We start from the raw sequence: 16562 nt of genomic DNA on the forward strand, positions 1-16562 counted from the left end.
GTCTACCTCCTCGGATTCAATTTATTTGCCAGTAAATTCATGCAAGTAATGACAATGAGCGTCACTACAATCATGATGGCAGCTAGAATACTGGCCATATGCCAGTCATTTAATGTATTTGCATTTTGATAGAGCAGCGTTGAAAGGACTCGCTGCTGACCTCCCAGCAATGCAGGCGTTGTATAAGCGGTAAAGCTGCCGACAAACACCAGAATTCCCCCAATTACTAAACCAGGTACACAAAGCGGAAGGACTACCTTGGTAAACACTCCAAAACGGCTTGCACCAAGGCTCGCTGCTGCAGTCAGCAAATCTGACTCTATACTTTCCATAACACCAACTAATGTAATGATCGTCAATGGAAGGAAGAGATGGACAAGTCCGATGATGACGGCAGTGGGTGTATACAAAATTTCCAATGGTTCCTGTATGATACCAATCCCCATCAGTGCTTCATTGACCAGCCCGTTGCGTCCGATGATGACCATCCAGCTGAAGGAACGCACGACAGGACTCGTCAGCAGCGGGAATATTGTCAAAATTAACAGCAATGCTTTCATTTTTGCGGACATTCTGGCAATAAAGTATGCTGTCGGAAAACCGATCACCATACAAATAATAGTAGTCAGAATGCTGACCCGCAGCGTTGTCCATAGTATTTCCAAAAAGTATGAATCCCGGAAGAGACTAGCGTAATTGCTTGTATCAGCTGCTGCTTCATTTGGGAAGAAGGTCGAAATGATTGTCATGCCAATTGGGACGAGCATGAAGATTGTTAGAAATAGAACCCCTGGCAAGATCAGGAGATACTTATAGTAATTTCGCATAATGGTTAACTCCCGTTCTTTTGTCTAAGCGTTTAACAGCTTGAGAAAGAGGTCGAAGAAACGAGCTTCATCGAGCTCCAGACAAACATGCATATTCGCCGGATGTCCAAGACGGTTCTGGAAATCACAGATAGTTTGACCGTCGCAGTAAGTGCTGTTCGTCTCCATTGTGACGTGCAGGCATTCTGTTTTTACCAGCTCGGCATCGATTGCAATCGCAACTGCTAGCGGGTCATGCATTGCACAAGCCCATACGCCATTCCGCTCAAAATAGCTATTGCGGTATGTCGCAGTGCTTGTTCGAACATAATCCTGTAATACCGGGTTCTGTATGTGATCTATATGTTCATCCTTCAGCAAAGCGCTTCTCGTAACGTCCAGTCCGACTTGTGTTAAGGAATGGAATCCCGCCTCGAAGACAATGGATGCAGCCTCTGGGTCAGCGAACATGTTATACTCCGCCACCGGTGTCACATTGCCGACTCCTTTCACAACACCGCCCATAAAGACGACTTCTTTGACTGCCGATACAATCTCAGGATACTGCTGTACTGCCTCAGCTAGATTTGTCAGTGGACCTGTCATAATCAACGTAATGTCACCTGGAGCATTCATAACTTGAGTTCGTATAAAGTCCACCGCAGATTGTTCTTGTATCTCACGATTCGTAGCAACACCCTTTAGTGCGCCTCCGATCCCATCTTCACCGTGCACACGATGCTCGAAATGAGGGTTCCGGGTCAGCGGTTTGGCAGCCCCGGCGAATATAGGTGTCTTTTTATCATCAAGCAAATCAAGTATTTTGGCTGTGTTAATAGTGGCTGTTTCTAAGGAAACATTGCCGCTGACTGTCGTGATACCAACAACGTCTAATGCCTCGCTTTTCACAGCAAGCATGATGCCAATTGCATCATCAATACCAGTATCTACATCCAATATGACTTTCTTCATCATGCTCCCCCTTACTTGGTCACTTCTTTATTCCAGCGATCGATCCACTGCTTAGAGTTCTCGACTAGGAAGTCTGCTGGCAGGACATTAAGTTTCTCAATGACATCTTCACCGTACGTAATACCTTCCTGCTCTTCATCGGAAAGTACCACTTCTGTATTAACCGGAGAATCTACCTTTGCTTTTGCTGTCTTCTCTTGTACTTCTGTACTTAACTGATAATTGATAAATTCCTCAGCTAGTTCTTTCTGATCGCTATCCTTCACTACGTTGACTGTATTCATGACAGCATATCCGCCTTCTTCAGGTGTTACAAATTCCGCTTCAGGTACTGCTTCTTTCAATGAGCTGAAGTACATTTCCATGATTGGTCCGCCAGCAATCTCGCCTTGTCCGAACATATTGATGAATTCAGAGGTCTGATTGTATTCGTTAACGATATTAGGCTTCAAAGCATCAAGCTGTTTGAATGCAGCATCTTCATTAAATGAATCGTTGCCGCTCACTTTAGAAGCTGCATCAAGAAACATCGGTCCTGTTGTAGTCGTAATACCAGGAATTGCTACATTACTTTCCCACTCTGCATTCCACAGATCCTTCCATGATGAAACAGTTCCTTTCACCATTTCAGGGTTATAGGCAATTCCGAACTGCCCGATAGTGTAAGCCGGTCCATATCCTTCACCGTTAGGAGACTTGGCTGTCTCATAAATCTTGTCTAGGTTTGTCAGCTTGGAAGAATCCAGCTCCTCGAACAAACCATCATCCACACCTTGCTGCGCGTAATAATCAGATAAGTAGACTAGATCTACATCAGAGTTACCTTGACGTATTTTGTTCAATCGCTCCGCATTATTTCCTGTTTCTACTACAATATCAACATTGTGTTCCTCCTCAAATGGCGCATACACATCTTCATTGAAGAAGTCCTCCGAGAAACCCCATGTAGAGATGACAAGCTTTTCTTTCCCAGCTCCAGCACTATCACTGCCACAAGCAGATAAAGTAAGTGCAGAAGCAATTGCAGCTGAACCTAAAAGCATTTTAATACGACCATTCATGTGAAAAACCCCCATATAATAAGTGATTTATAAAAGCAAAAAAAGAAGACAATCTTAATAGAATGCGAGCATTCTACAAGATCATCTTCTCTTCGATCAACAAAGGTCAGACCAATCAAGCTTTTCTATGGCATTAGCCGCATACCAGATAAATCCGGTTTTAGCTTAACTGCCTAAGACAATATTGGTAAAAGCACGTTGAGAGGCTGCGTCGTAATCTCGTAGTATTGACTCAATGTGCCATTCCGTTTCATTATGCAATTTTTCTGCCAAGCGTTTTTTGTACAGCATCGATAACCGGAAGTCGACCTCCTGCTTCAAGCTAGGAGCCTCGCCTTCCAAAGCTGCAGATCGCGGAGAACGCCGATGCTTGGCTTGGATGGTGATGATGTTCTGATCGATAGATACCTTCAGTAATGTCGTTCCGACACCGAACAATTCCTTCGACACATCATTGTACATATGTGACAGCATCTTCTTGATTTCATTGCTATTCTCTAGCATGCCAACAACCACCTGTCATGTATGTGGTAAGGTCATTATACATACTTTAATAACTCAAATCAATATATTGTTCGGATTTAAATGTTTTTTTCTGTTTTACATTCAGTTATTGTTCACTAAAAAAGAGAGACAGGATTTATCATGTCTCTCTTACCGTTATCATATCGCGGTATTCCCGCTCTGCTTTTATTAGTTGCTTTGCCCTATACAAACGGGTTTTAACTGTTGATTTAGTCAAAGATAGGTTTGCAGCAATTTCACTTTCCTTCATATCTTTCACATAACGCAGCGCCAGCACTTCCTGAAGTTTTGGCTTCAGCTTTCGAATATCCTGCTCCAGTTCCCGTTTCGTCTCCCGGAGCTCGACTTCTTCAATCACGATATGCTCGAGATAATGCTGCTCCAGCTCCCAACTGGCCAGCTCAATGCTGATAAACTTACGCTTTCCTTCTTTACGAAGCATATCAATGGCCGTACGGGAAGCGATTGTTGCCAGCCACGCACCAGCCTTTGACACATCCTCCAGCTTGTCCAAATTCCGATAAGCCTTGATAAACGTTTCCTGCGCCGCATCCTCCGCCAGCTGCGGATCACGCAGCACCTTCTGAGCCGCGTGATATACCCGCTGATGGTAGAGCGAATAGATATGCTGAAACACCGACTCTGTCACATATACATACTCGCTAGCCACGCTTTATTCCTCCAATTGGTTTTTGATTGATTCGGGAAGGTCGTCGTATTCGATAGAGAGCTCATCTTGCATACTTCGCCCTCTGTTAAGATTGAACGTTACAAAATAAGAATCTTCGTTTTCGCTATAGTAGATGAGGTGATCCAGAATATGCTTGATATCTTCTTGATCCTCTATTGTCACTGTATTGTTTCGTTCGTAATTCTCTAATTGGATACTGGATATGTCTTCGGTATATACTTTTAAATCATCATAAAGCCCAGCTTCTTGTAGGACCTCAATCGTATTTTTGTAACTATTATCAAATTCAACGTAATAGTAGTCTTGATCTTTATTTGTTAATAAGTCGAGCGAATAAGTTTCAACCTCTTCCAAAGATTCCTGTGGATCCGCAAGCTCAATATCTTTCTTAACAGCTTCTATGAGCCTGTCAACCAATTCTCGATCTGTTACGGTAGTGCTACTTTGCTTAATATTATTCGATTGCACATCCACAGCATAAATATCATTTAAAGCAATATTAAACACAGAGTTATTCGCATACTTATACAAATTCGAACCCTCAATCTCATGTTGCAGACTTTTCAGTTCTGGATTATCGTCTAATGAATACGTATATGATCTAGCCACCTTCTTTCCGTTTTTCAGCTCATAAACAATGAACGTAGAACGCATGTCTCCTTCATACCAATCATCGGCTCTTGGAGCAGCTATTACTTGCTCATGTAAATCACGGACTAATTCTATATTTTGCTTATCTGTAAAAAATAGCGGTTTAATACCGGGTTCCAAATATTCCGGATCCTCAGTGTAAATATAGGAATCTCCAAAGTAGACTCTTTCGATATTGTCAGCAGATGGAATCCTATTCTCATAATTTTCTTTTACGAGATTTACAGCAATTAGAACAACAGCTAAGGAAACTGCGAATATTAGATAAGATTTATAGTTACTGTATACTCTCCAGGTTTTATTCAAAATCGCTTCAGCTATAATGAATCCCATCAGAGATCCTGCAATATAGCCGAATATAACCCAAGCGAAAGAAGAGGACATGACATGAAAGTAATACCCGCCTACCATCATAAAGCAGAATGTTACGCCGTTTCGAAAAACAGGTCGCATAAAAGGATACACAATAGCTTGTGATGTAGCTTCCATTCGCCGGTGAGCGTATAACCAGTATGCGGCCACATATAAAAGAACACCTGCTACTGCATACACTGACATCATGATCCAGGAAAATTCTGGCTCAGGCGTAAAGTTGACAAAGAAATAGGAGACTGGTGAGAATTTAAAAATAGCTAAGTCTGCGTAATATTCAACCGGGTAACCAACGAATAAAATACTCATATTGGCAATCAGCAGGAGAGCAAGACCCGCCGGAAGCAAGACTAAGATATAAGTGAGTACAAAGTGCATGGAAAACAATCCTGTTATCATTCCGGTGAAAAATGTAGCTAATAGTATAAAAATATTAAGAAATAACATTATGCCCAGCCAAGATAACACATGCGTAGCATTAAAATAATCTCCTATGCCAGTGAAAGCCTGTAAACCAAGCAAAATCAGCGCATTCAACATAATTGGGATGAATAACAATACCAGCCCAACAACTAAATGGTGATGATATAATGATGACCTCTTAACAGGCATACTGTGAATAAAATCAGATACCTGTTTTTTATGCAAGTAGCGCAGCAATAGTATACCCATAAGCACTGGCACTGTAATGGACATAAGCCATTGGAGATCAGGGATATATAGGAAAAGGCCCCCTTTTTCCATATACTCTCTCGTTTGTGGATTAGAATACTGGATGATAATCTGTAATGGCAGAATTAATAGCAAAGCCAAAAAATATAACACACTTAGCCAACCAACCTGCCGGACATCATGCAGAATAATCTGCTTCTTAATCGAGGATGTTTTCGATGGCATAGCCAGCACCTCCCATTTCATAGATAAAGATTTCTTCCAGTGATAGCGGCAGCATATCCAGTATGACTGGGTTTTGTGCTGCAAGTATTCCTTCTAACTCCTGATGGTCTGCTTTGACAATCAGCAGATGGATACTCCCGCGTTTTTCCTGGTGAAGGATATTTAGTTCTTCTAAGAAACTCATATCCTGCCCTTTCCGCAAAGCAAACTGAACTTTTTGAACCTCTGTCTTCATATCATCCAGATTGCGCTCCAGAATCATCTTTCCTTTATGTACAATACCGACGTCGTCACAGAGGTTTTCCATTTCCCGCAGATTGTGGGAAGAAATAAGAACAGTCATCTCTCTCTCTGCTACGTCATTGATGAGTAAGCCTTTAATTCGCTGCCGCACGACAGCGTCCAATCCATCCAGCGGTTCATCCATGATCAGAAAATCGGGCTTTGCTGCCAATGCCAGACAAAAAGCTACTTGCCGCTGCATTCCTTTCGAAAAGGTAGAGACTTTCTTGTTCTCGAGTTTGAATTGGCTGATTAGCTGGTCATATCGCTGCTGGTCCCAATTTGCATACATATCCGCATAATATTGTCCCATCTGCTTCACTGTATATTGCGGGAGAAAATAAAGAATATCAGGCATGAAGATGATGCGCTGCTTTAACGCCACATTTTCAAATACAGTTTTGCCGTCAACCAGGACACACCCTTTGTCTTGTTTCAGGATACCGGCAAGAATACGTATTATGGTTGTCTTGCCTGCACCGTTTGAGCCAAGCAGACCGTAGATTGTCCCTTTTTTCACCTGGAAACCAACTTGGTCCAACACTTGCTTCCGGTCAAATTTTTTACTTAATTCTACTGCTTTGATCATGTTTCACTTCCTCCCCCATTACGCAGCTGCTGCTCCACCACATTTCGAATTTCATTTGCTGTCATACCAATATACTGTGCCTCGGTCAGCAGTTTTTTCAATTCTTCCTGCATTTGCATCACCTTTTGCGGATCGACTTGTGCACTAATCGCGTTCACGAAACTCCCCCGTCCCTTCACGGAATAAATCAATTCCTGGTTCTCAAGCTCTCGGTATGCTTTCTGAATTGTATTCGGATTGATCGTCAGCTGCTGGGCAAGCTCCCGTACCGAGGGAAGCTTCTCGTCTGTCTCCAGCACTTGATTGATGATCAGTTCCTTGAACTTATCGACGATTTGTTCATAGATCGGCTTGCCGCTTCGCAAGTCAAGTTCAAACATGTATTCACCTCATTCAGGCTGTGTATTAACTGTATTAGTTATAGTAGTACACTTAATACACCAAAGTATACACCAGCGTTTTCCATTTGAAAAGCACTTTTTTCCAAAAAATAAAAAGCCAGATCATAAGATCTAGCTTTTCCAGTAAATTTATATGAATTAGATGCGTAGCATCCTCGCTTCACTGCCTCGTATTACAGGATTCTTTGCTGAACATAAAACCCGTCCTAATCATAATTAGAACGGGTTAAAGCACAAGTTAACCAAGACCGATGATATTGAAACCAGCATCAACGTAAACGATCTCACCAGTTACACCGCGGGAAAGGGCACCCAGCAAACCAACTGTCATATCGCCAACTTCTTCAGCAGAAACATTACGGCGTAGCGGTGCAGTATGTTCCACTTTTGAAAGAATGTCATTGAAAGAAGGTACGCCTTTTGCAGCCAATGTACGGATCGGACCTGCAGAGATAGCGTTAATACGGATATTATCCGGACCAAGATCATTAGCCAAGTAGCGTACACTTGCTTCCAAAGCTGCTTTTGCAACACCCATGACATTGTAGCCCTGAAGTACACGATCAGCTCCAAGGTAGCTCATTGTTACGATGGAACCGCCTTCTGACATAATCGGGCGAACAGCTTTTGCTACAGCTACTAGTGAATACGCACTTGTATCCTGAGCAAATGCATAGCCGTCACGAGAAGTGTCGATGAAATCACCATTCAAATCTTCTTTATGCGCATGTGCAACGGAATGTACAAGACCATGGACAGTTGTGAACTTGTCTTTGATTTCTGCAAATGCAGCCGCGATGCTGTCATCATCGTTAACATCACATTGGATAACTGCTGCTTCCATTTCATTCTTTTCCAATAGCTTGTTCAGCTTTTTAGCGGAACGCTCCTGACGATATGTAAAAATCAGCTTCGCACCAGCAGCATACAATGATTGCGCAACGCCCCATGCGATACTGCGATCATTCGCCACACCCATGATGACGATGTGCTTATCCTGTAATTGTAGAAAGTCCTTCATTTTCATTCTCCTTCTAATGAACAGTTTCGTTCACGTTTTCTACCGCCTATCATAACAGAAAACAGAAATGAAAGGAATGACACGTCTGTTCAGACAAGTCACACTTCTATATAATAGGGTTTGGAAATAACAACCAATAATTGCGAGGTGAAAAGATGGATACTACGCCTCCTAATAAACCTGGAGACAATTTTGATAAAAGACTCCAGGATTTATACGATCAAGGCTACATATCTGATGCAGTATTCACAAGCGCTTTAAATGGTAATCGAAGAAAGCGGCTTAATGATGCTTCAAATCACAAAGAAGCACAGACGCAAAGAGATTCAGTACCTATGCAGCAAACAGCTGCAACAGCAGTACAAACGCAACCTGTACCAAAACCGGCTGTATATGCAAATTCATCCTTTAAAAAACAAAAGTCTCCGGAGCAAATCCGTGAGCGCAATCTAACAATCATTCTTGTCCTTGGAATCATTATGCTTTTCTTTGGCGGGTTATATCTCGGCACTTCCAATTGGGGAAACTTCTCTTCTTTAGGAAAAGTGTTATTAATCAGCTTGATTCCTTTCCTTTTCGCAGGATTGAGTTATATCAGCTATAAGGTCCGGATTCCACAGACAGCCTTCGCCTTCTTAATGCTTGCTGCGCTGTTTGTACCGATAGCCATTTTCTCAGCATCTTATTATCAGCTGTTTGGGAGTTATTTGTCCTTCGGTGGTGACGGAGCAGCCTTAATCGGAACCATTGCAGCATTAAGCTGTACAGCTTTGTACTATGCAGTGGCAGCACGCACAGGCTCAAAAGCATTCATTTGGGTGACCTATGTCGGCTTATCGTCGACACTAATCTCAGCACTGCTGTATGTGACGACTACATATAGTGCATTTCTATTCTTTTTACAGCTAGCCAATTTGCTGCTGCTTTTGTTCGAGCGAACTATCCGAAATTCCTTCAAACTTCAGACATTGCAGCGTTATTGGCCATATTACCTGCAAATGAAGCTTGGAACAGAAGCCATCATCACAATTATTTTGATGACTAGCGCCATTACTTATGATCTGACTTTATTGGTGATTGGAATTAACGCATTGATTCTGGCCGCCAAGAACTTCAGCAGACTCTACCATTTTGGCTTTATCGTATTCACCTTAATTGGCGGCACCTCACTTCTTTTGGAGATTGATTCTTATTTCAACATGTTCTTTGGTCAATTCATAGGCTTAGGATTCATTCTCGTTCTGTTGACATGGAATTTGCCTCGCTGGTTGCAAGTGGTCTACGAATCCTTTATCCATGCTATAAATGGCTTTCTTCTGTTCTTTTTCACAAGTCTTATCTATTATTTCGAATTTAATTGGGCGTACTTGATCGGAATTTTATTCCTGCTGGTTCAGTATACAATTTGGACGGTTGCATCACGCAAAATCTACTACAGTTACCCAAGCGTCGGAATGTTCCTAATTGTTGTCTATTGGCTGCTTTATATGGCTGGTTCCTCAATCTGGATCCGCACAAGTGCATTCGCGACATTATCTTTCATTGGGCTGGCATACAGTTATATTTGGCCGAGAAGGATAACTCTTTTGAAGCCATTCCAAGTTACGATAAACTGGACAGCAGTTGGAACCGTCATTCCTATATTCCTGGTGAATCATAGTTATGGATATTATGAAGCAAATAGTTATCTGCTGCTATTAGTGGCTGCGGCAGGTTTCTTCTGTTACAGCAAGGAAAATGCAGAAGTTGTGCTCATCAGTAAGATTGTTACCCCGATTAGCTTGATTGCAGCGTTATTACTCGGTGGTTACCGTCTGTATACCGAAAATGAATTTTATCGTGAACAAGTTGGTATTTCAGGACACGCGACTTTGATTGCATTGATAGCTATTGCAATCGCATTCCTTTGCCGTAAATATCGGTACCAGCCGTTATTTTTGTCGTTTTTCCTAACAGGCCAAATCTTGCAAAGTTACGCTGTTGCGATTGCCATCTTATCGTGGAATTTACCGGCGGTCACTGTTACGTTCGTTTCACTTATCAATGTTGGTATTCAGTTAATGGCTCTTCAAGTCTTTCGGAAGCATCCATTATGGGTTGCCGTGCTCGGCTCCATCATCGTGACCTATGCATCACTGCAAAATCTATTCGGAATAAGGGACTCAAATATAATCACGGCTTATGTGCTGTTATGCGGCGTGCTATTCTTTGCAGCTAGTCTATACATCAAGAAGAAAGCTCCGATTGGATCGGTCTACTTTTTTTGGTGCAGTCATGCTTTGATAATTTTTGGTACGCTATGGGTATTGCTTGCACAGTTGTTAGATTATGTTCCTCCTATCTGGCTTCTTATTCCGCTCGTCCAATTCGTGTTTTCTGCACATATTGTGACGAGAGCGATAGAAAAGTATATATTTGCAAATGCCAGTATTATAGTTGTCTTCCTTATCTCGATCACTCATTTGGATCAGTACACAAATCTGAGTCATCAATTTGCATTGGCTGCAGCTCTAACTACAGTTTGCATTGCCTTGGTATATGCGCTGCTACCTAACTGGCGGTCTTTACTGCGGATCAGTCTGCTGACTGCCTATAATGTTATTCTGCTGTTCGCATTAGCAGAGCTTACTATTCTTTTCTCCTGGCAGATCATCCTGCTAGCCATCTTTGTCGGGGTAATTGCAATCTATCAACAGCTTCAATGGCAGCTAAGCATTATTTCTGCCTGTACATTGCTGTTACTTCTCACAATTACACTTCTCTATGGCAGTATCGGCCAAGAAATCCGTACAGCTTACTTACTGCTGGCCGGGGGAGCAGGATTAGCTATTACCAGCTTCAGCAATTACCAATCTTTCGTTGCTGAAGCTGACAAGTATTCTGTTTGGAATAGAATAGATGTATATCGGATTGGCGCTATCGTTTATACCGTTGCCGGAAGTCTGGCGGGCGTTGCAGCGTATGAATCCGGCCTTGCTGATACGCTGTTTGGTTTGACAGTTCCAGCACTGTTATTTGCGATTAGTATCTATACAGCACCTGCTGCTGAAAAGCGTTATGTACGGCTGGCTGCCATCGTATCTTGTTTGTACCCTTATATACTTGTGCTGCAAATTGCAGACATAAGTCCATATTTAACAACAGAGCTGTATGTTGTGCCAATTGCATTACTAGTTCTTATCATCTTGCGGCTGTTTTTCTATGATCCTGATGTGACACCGCATATTGAGTTAGTTTTGCTAACAATTGGATTCGGCATGTTGGTGCTCGATGGACTGTCTACGATGACTATTTATGATGCCCTATCCCTTGGCAGTCTTTCTTTACTAGCAGCTGTCATTGGTTTCTTACGAAAATATCGTGCGTATTTCCTGACGGGTACGATCACCGTTGTATTTAACTTATTCTTCAACACGCGTACGCTTTGGGGCAGCGCACCATGGTGGTTATATCTTATTGGAGCCGGCTTCCTGCTGATTGCCTCTGCCAGTTTTATTGAATATCAGAAACAAAAGCATGATAGAACCACCGAATCTCTGCTGCAAGCCAGCAAATCCAGGTGGACAAAATGGTTTAAGCAATATAAATAAAGAAAGGCAGCTGTCTGCGCTAAGACAGCTGCCTTTCTTTTCATTAAAAATCGAATTCATCCGGATGCGGCCCGCTACGGGTACCATCATCCAATTGATCCAAACGTTCCATATCTTCTAGTTGAATTTCGAAATCGAAGACTTCCTTATTTTCAATAATACGTTTGTCTGTCATTGATTTTGGTATCGTTATGACATCATGCTGAATATCCCAGCGAAGCACAATCTGAGCCGGTGACTTCCCGTATTTAGCAGAAAGCTCCTCAAGTAAAGGCTGTGCCAGTAGCTCTCCATTCATAAGCGGAGACCATGCTTCCAAATGAATACCCTTTTTCTTCGTATATGCACGCAGATCTGCTTGGATCAAGCGCGGATGGAATTCTACCTGATTCACAGCTGGTACGACAGATGCGGTACTTAGTAGTTCCTCCAGATGATGTACTTGGAAGTTGCTTACACCAATCGCTTTTACTTTCTTCTCTTTATATAACTCTTCTAGTGCACGATAGGCTTCTAAGAACTTATCTTTTCCAGGCCAATGGATTAAATATAGATCGAGATACTCAAGCTTCATCTTCTCCAGGCTCTCTTGATAAGCTGCTTTCGTTTGTTCAAACGTCAGGTCTGCATTCCACACTTTAGAGGTGACAAACAAATCTTCTCTCTTCACTAATCCTGCTTCAATGGCCTGGTTAATCCCTTGGCCGACACTTGCTTCATTTCCGTAAATAGCAGCTGTATCAATGCTGCGATAGCCTTGCTCGATAGCAAAATAGACTTTATCAGCTAGTTGTTCTCCATCTTCTACACGGAAGACACCGTATCCTAGCATCGGCATAGAATTGCCGTTATTGAGCTTTACTGATTTCATGAGATATTACTCCTTTGTTTTCTAGTTTTCTCGAAATAGCTGTTAAACCAACTGCTGCTGCAACCATGATTGCAGCCAACCAGCTTGTATGAATCAGACCGAGCCGCTCCGTAATGACTCCGCCCAAATAGGATCCAAGGGCAATTCCAGCATTGAAAGCTGCAATATTCCATGCAGAAGCTATATCTACCGCCTGTGGCACGAGCCGTTCGGCAAGCACAACGATATACGACTGCAAACCCGGAACGTTCATAAACGCGAACAACCCCATGAGAAGAATAAACAGCAAACCAAGTCCTTTGACAGGTAGCGTGATGTATAAGGCTGCAAGTACAATTGCCTGTATGGCAAACATATAAAATAAAGCATGAACAGGCCGTCTATTTGCAAGCTTACCACCAGCAATGTTTCCGACTGCTACCGCCACACCATATACTAGCAGCAGCCAAGTCACAGTCCCTGGCTGAAAGCCGCTTATCTGCTGCAGAAGTGGTGACAAATACGTAAAGACAACGAATGTACCGCCATAGCCAAGTGCCGTAATAAGAAGTACAAGTACGATAGGTACTGATCGTAAGAGACTAGTTTGATCTTTTAGTCTTACTTTGACGCCTTTAGGCAGCGTATTTGGCAGCAATGCAAAATTAGCCAAGCTAGCGAGAATTCCAATAACTACGATGAACAGAAAAGCAATTCGCCAATCAAGCTGCTGACCGATGAATGTGCCGAATGGAACTCCCGTGATAGTCGCTACCGTAAGTCCAGTGAACATGATACTTATTGCTCCAGCCCGCTTATTTGGCGGAACTAAACTAGCAGCAATTGTCGAGCCGATAGACATAAATACGCCGTGCGCAAGCGCTGAGATGAAACGTGCGGTCAGCAAAACAGACATATTAGGAGCCACAGCGGCAATACTATTACCTATTAAAAAGACAAGCATAACCAATAGAAGCTGCTTCTTTTTCGGTATACTGGAAAGCATCGGTGTCAGGATCGGAGCACCGACAACGACCCCGATGGCATATAGGGACACTGTAAGTCCGGCCGCCTGCACTGATGAGTGAAAGTCATCCGCAATCAACGGCAACAGACCCACACTGATGAATTCTGTTGTGCCGATCGCAAATGCTGTTATAGCCAAAGCGATCAAGGCAAAGGTTTGTTTTCCTTTCATATTACATTTCCTTTCCGGTTCTTTTATCTCCCGCCTCAGCCGGAGTAATGTTATTATGTCGTATGGGATTCATATTGAACAGTACGTACTTTTTTGTGCTATAGGCACCATTTAGTACCTATATAAGGAGAGAAGACGATGCAAAAAAAATATAATATTAGTGTGGAAGCAACACTTGAAGTAATCGGTGGAAAGTGGAAAACCGTTATTCTTTGCCATTTGACACATGGAAAGAGACGGACAAGCGAATTAAAGCGGCTTATGCCGAATATCTCCCAAAAAATGCTCACTCAGCAACTCCGAGAGCTGGAGGCAGATGGAATTATCAATCGTATCCAATACCACGAGCTGCCCCCGCGTGTCGAATACGAGCTGAGCGATTATGGCTGGAGTTTACAAACCATTCTCGACTCGTTATGCAGCTGGGGTGAATCCCATATCGTCAAGGTATATGGAAATAAAGAAGACTACCTGGAAAAGACGTATCTAAACGAATGAAAACAGCTATAGCATGATCGCTATAGCTGTTTTTTCTTACAATGTTTCGATATTCACTTTGTTTTTTTGTTGAACTTTGACTTGCTCTCCCTCTTGGAAAACAACTCTTTCAGCAGATCCCAGATTCGTGAACACAACCGGAGTCAGCAAGGATGGGACGTGTGGTTGAATTCTTGCGAGGTCAGCTTCCGCGATTTTTTGACCCGCAGTGACCTGGTCTCCCTCTTTCACGAAGACCTCGAATCCTTCACCCTTCAAATTCACTGTTTCTAATCCGATGTGGATCAGCACCTCACGACCAGTGTCTGCTTCTACACCAATGGCGTGCTTTGTCGGAAAAATGTTGATGACTTTTCCGTTAACCGGAGAAACAACTGTTCCATCGACAGGTTCGATTGCAAAGCCATCTCCCATCAATTTCTCAGAGAAGACCAGATCCGGTACGTCTTCCAAGTAACGAAGTGTACCAGACATTGGAATAACAAATCCTTTTATATTTAGATCATCCTGAAGTGAATTTATTATAACATCCTGGACCAGTTTACCGACTTCTGCTGCATGTGCTGCTTCAATTTGCGGGCTCGAATTTTTGCCATTTATGATATCCTGCATTTGCTCTTTCAGCCCTTCCGATTTCGGCCCAAAAATGGCTTGCATATTGTTGCCGACTTCCAGCACACCCGCTGCTCCTAGTTTCTTCAGTGCAGTTTTATCGACTTTGTTTTTATCATTCACTGTGACTCGAAGACGTGTTAGACATGCGTCCAGATACTTGATATTTTCTTTAGTACCCATCGCTTCAAGCACGTGATACGCCAGTCCTCCAGTCTGAGCATTCCTTCCGTTTGTTGCTTCTTGCACTCCTCTTTCACGACCTGGCGTCATGAGGTTGAATTTACGGATAGCGAATCGGAACCCGAAATAGTAGATTACTGCAAAAGCTAATCCCACTGGAATGACCAGCCACCAATCAGTTCGGTTTGGCAGTATTCCGTACAGGAAGAAATCAATGAATCCACCGGAGAATGTCATTCCGACTTTAATATCCAGCATGTACATCGTCATATAGGAAAGTCCGGCAAATACACAGTGTACAGCGTACAATAGTGGTGCTACGAACAGGAAAGAGAAATCAAGCGGTTCGGTGATTCCTGTCAAGAAGGAAGTCAGTGCTGCTGACCCCATCAACCCAGCAACAACTTTCTTTCTTTCAGGGCTTGCTTCGTGATAAATAGCCAACGCTGCCGCCGGTAAGCCAAACATCATGAACGGATATCTGCCAGTCATGAATGTACCTGCTGTCAGCTCTGCCCCGTCTCTGATTTGTGCCATGAAAATACGCTGATCCCCACGGATCAGTTCACCAGCCGCATTTGTATAGCTGAAGAATTCATACCAAAACGGCGAATAAAAGATATGATGCAATCCGAACGGAATCAACGCCCGTTCAATGACACCGAAAATGAAGGCCGTCAGTGTCATATTGGAAGATAACAGGCCGCTCGAGAAGCTATTCAATGCATGTTGAATTGGCGGCCAGACAACAAGCATTAACAGACCGAGCATCAATGCAGCAAGAGATGTCACGATTGGAACGAAACGCTTTCCGGCGAAGAATCCTAGATACTGCGGCAATTCAATTTTATAAAACCTATTGAACATAATGGCCGCCAGCACACCGACAATGATCCCGCCGAATACTCCTGTGGCGAGCGTTGGTATTCCGAGCGTCGTCGTATATGCCGGATTATTCCCCGCAAAGAATTCCGCTTGTTCACCAGCATCTTTCGGAATGCTGCCATTAGCGATGAGCACCGCACTCATCGTCACGTTCATGATCAGATAACCGATGATGGCAGCTATACCTGCCACACCATCCCCATTCGCAAGTCCAATGGCAACACCTACCGCAAATAATAACGGCAAGTTATCAAATACGATATAGCCGGCACTTTGCATAACAGAAGCAATGAGCTGCACCAAAGCACTGTTCAAAAAGCCGACATTCCCCATCAAATCCGGGTTCTGCAATGCATCACCCAATGCAAGCAAAATACCGGCAGCAGGTAGTATTGCGACAGGCAGCATAAGTGCCCGTCCAATCTTCTGCAAAACACCAAAAGCACTTTTCATCTTCTTAGCCTCCGATTTTCACGGT

The 16562-nt window shown here is 43.0% G+C and carries 14 protein-coding genes; 2 read left to right on the top strand and 12 right to left on the bottom strand.

The annotated features are described in order from the left end of the window. Nucleotides 1-2: 2 nt before the first annotated feature. The 9 genes from AE2B122_RS14920 to fabI all read right to left on the bottom strand — a co-directional run bounded on the left by AE2B122_RS14920 (nt 3) and on the right by fabI (nt 8268). Nucleotides 3-827, bottom strand: a complete 825-nt coding sequence (locus AE2B122_RS14920) for an ABC transporter permease (RefSeq protein WP_095219967.1) — start codon at nt 825-827, stop codon at nt 3-5. Nucleotides 828-851: 24 nt separating this feature from the next. Next, a complete protein-coding gene (locus AE2B122_RS14925) occupies nt 852-1778 on the bottom strand; it encodes a nucleoside hydrolase (protein WP_175074562.1) in 927 nt (308 codons plus the stop codon). Between the two features lie 11 nt (nt 1779-1789). Continuing rightward, nucleotides 1790-2839 (bottom strand): PotD/PotF family extracellular solute-binding protein, encoded by a 1050-nt coding sequence (locus AE2B122_RS14930; protein ID WP_095269773.1) that lies wholly within the window; start codon nt 2837-2839, stop codon nt 1790-1792. Between the two features lie 165 nt (nt 2840-3004). Further along, a complete protein-coding gene (locus tag AE2B122_RS14935) occupies nt 3005-3343 on the bottom strand; it encodes a Na-translocating system protein MpsC family protein (protein ID WP_095219964.1) in 339 nt (112 codons plus the stop codon). Nucleotides 3344-3482: 139 nt separating this feature from the next. Further along, entirely contained in the window at nt 3483-4034 is a 552-nt protein-coding gene (locus AE2B122_RS14940; protein WP_175074563.1) for an RNA polymerase sigma factor, read from the bottom strand. A gap of 3 nt (nt 4035-4037) precedes the next feature. Then, nucleotides 4038-5975, bottom strand: a complete 1938-nt coding sequence (locus AE2B122_RS14945; RefSeq protein ID WP_175074564.1) for a DUF6449 domain-containing protein — start codon at nt 5973-5975, stop codon at nt 4038-4040. Then, nucleotides 5950-6846: an ABC transporter ATP-binding protein gene (locus AE2B122_RS14950; protein WP_175074565.1), complete on the bottom strand. Its 897-nt coding sequence runs from the start codon at nt 6844-6846 to the stop codon at nt 5950-5952. The genes AE2B122_RS14945 and AE2B122_RS14950 overlap by 26 nt, the downstream gene beginning before the upstream one ends. Then, nucleotides 6843-7226, bottom strand: coding sequence for a GntR family transcriptional regulator (locus AE2B122_RS14955; protein WP_095219960.1), 384 nt, complete (start codon nt 7224-7226; stop codon nt 6843-6845). The genes AE2B122_RS14950 and AE2B122_RS14955 overlap by 4 nt, the downstream gene beginning before the upstream one ends. A 259-nt stretch (nt 7227-7485) precedes the next feature. Further along, complete coding sequence (gene fabI / locus AE2B122_RS14960; protein ID WP_095269782.1) at nt 7486-8268, bottom strand: enoyl-ACP reductase FabI; 783 nt, start codon at nt 8266-8268, stop codon at nt 7486-7488. 155 nt (nt 8269-8423) lie between these two features. On the opposite strand from fabI, the gene AE2B122_RS14965 reads away from it, so the two are divergent. Further along, the gene (locus tag AE2B122_RS14965) at nt 8424-11858 is read left to right on the top strand and encodes a hypothetical protein (RefSeq protein ID WP_175074566.1); all 3435 of its coding nucleotides are present in this window, start codon (nt 8424-8426) and stop codon (nt 11856-11858) included. Between the two features lie 43 nt (nt 11859-11901). Here the strand turns inward: AE2B122_RS14965 and AE2B122_RS14970 are convergent, their stop codons facing one another. Continuing rightward, nucleotides 11902-12729, bottom strand: coding sequence for an aldo/keto reductase (locus tag AE2B122_RS14970; protein ID WP_095219957.1), 828 nt, complete (start codon nt 12727-12729; stop codon nt 11902-11904). Next, nucleotides 12707-13906 carry an MFS transporter gene (locus tag AE2B122_RS14975; RefSeq protein ID WP_175074567.1) on the bottom strand — a complete coding sequence of 400 codons (1200 nt, stop codon included), beginning with the start codon at nt 13904-13906 and terminating at the stop codon, nt 12707-12709. The genes AE2B122_RS14970 and AE2B122_RS14975 overlap by 23 nt, the downstream gene beginning before the upstream one ends. Before the next feature lie 138 nt (nt 13907-14044). Between AE2B122_RS14975 and AE2B122_RS14980 the strand changes: the two genes are divergently transcribed. Continuing rightward, nucleotides 14045-14404 carry a helix-turn-helix domain-containing protein gene (locus AE2B122_RS14980; RefSeq protein WP_095219955.1) on the top strand — a complete coding sequence of 120 codons (360 nt, stop codon included), beginning with the start codon at nt 14045-14047 and terminating at the stop codon, nt 14402-14404. Between the two features lie 36 nt (nt 14405-14440). Here AE2B122_RS14980 and ptsG read toward each other — a convergent pair whose 3' ends face one another. Further along, a complete protein-coding gene (gene ptsG, locus AE2B122_RS14985) occupies nt 14441-16537 on the bottom strand; it encodes a glucose-specific PTS transporter subunit IIBC (protein WP_175074568.1) in 2097 nt (698 codons plus the stop codon). Nucleotides 16538-16562: the final 25 nt, after the last annotated feature.

It is taken from the genome of Terribacillus sp. AE2B 122 (assembly GCF_902497585.1).
GTDB classification, from domain to species: Bacteria; Bacillota; Bacilli; order Bacillales; family Amphibacillaceae; genus Terribacillus; species Terribacillus saccharophilus_A.

Excerpts from the sequence above, each read along its gene's own strand:
- ptsG (WP_175074568.1), bottom strand. The coding sequence starts at position 16,537 with ATGAAAAGTGCTTTTGGTGTTTTGCAGAAGATTGGACGGGCACTTATG.
- AE2B122_RS14925 (WP_175074562.1), bottom strand. The coding sequence starts at position 1,778 with ATGAAGAAAGTCATATTGGATGTAGATACTGGTATTGATGATGCAATT.
- AE2B122_RS14930 (WP_095269773.1), bottom strand. The coding sequence starts at position 2,839 with ATGAATGGTCGTATTAAAATGCTTTTAGGTTCAGCTGCAATTGCTTCT.
- AE2B122_RS14975 (WP_175074567.1), bottom strand. The coding sequence starts at position 13,906 with ATGAAAGGAAAACAAACCTTTGCCTTGATCGCTTTGGCTATAACAGCA.
- AE2B122_RS14970 (WP_095219957.1), bottom strand. The coding sequence starts at position 12,729 with ATGAAATCAGTAAAGCTCAATAACGGCAATTCTATGCCGATGCTAGGA.
- AE2B122_RS14950 (WP_175074565.1), bottom strand. The coding sequence starts at position 6,846 with ATGATCAAAGCAGTAGAATTAAGTAAAAAATTTGACCGGAAGCAAGTG.
- AE2B122_RS14965 (WP_175074566.1), top strand. The coding sequence starts at position 8,424 with ATGGATACTACGCCTCCTAATAAACCTGGAGACAATTTTGATAAAAGA.
- AE2B122_RS14945 (WP_175074564.1), bottom strand. The coding sequence starts at position 5,975 with ATGCCATCGAAAACATCCTCGATTAAGAAGCAGATTATTCTGCATGAT.
- AE2B122_RS14955 (WP_095219960.1), bottom strand. The coding sequence starts at position 7,226 with ATGTTTGAACTTGACTTGCGAAGCGGCAAGCCGATCTATGAACAAATC.
- AE2B122_RS14980 (WP_095219955.1), top strand. The coding sequence starts at position 14,045 with ATGCAAAAAAAATATAATATTAGTGTGGAAGCAACACTTGAAGTAATC.
- AE2B122_RS14920 (WP_095219967.1), bottom strand. The coding sequence starts at position 827 with ATGCGAAATTACTATAAGTATCTCCTGATCTTGCCAGGGGTTCTATTT.
- AE2B122_RS14935 (WP_095219964.1), bottom strand. The coding sequence starts at position 3,343 with ATGCTAGAGAATAGCAATGAAATCAAGAAGATGCTGTCACATATGTAC.
- fabI (WP_095269782.1), bottom strand. The coding sequence starts at position 8,268 with ATGAAGGACTTTCTACAATTACAGGATAAGCACATCGTCATCATGGGT.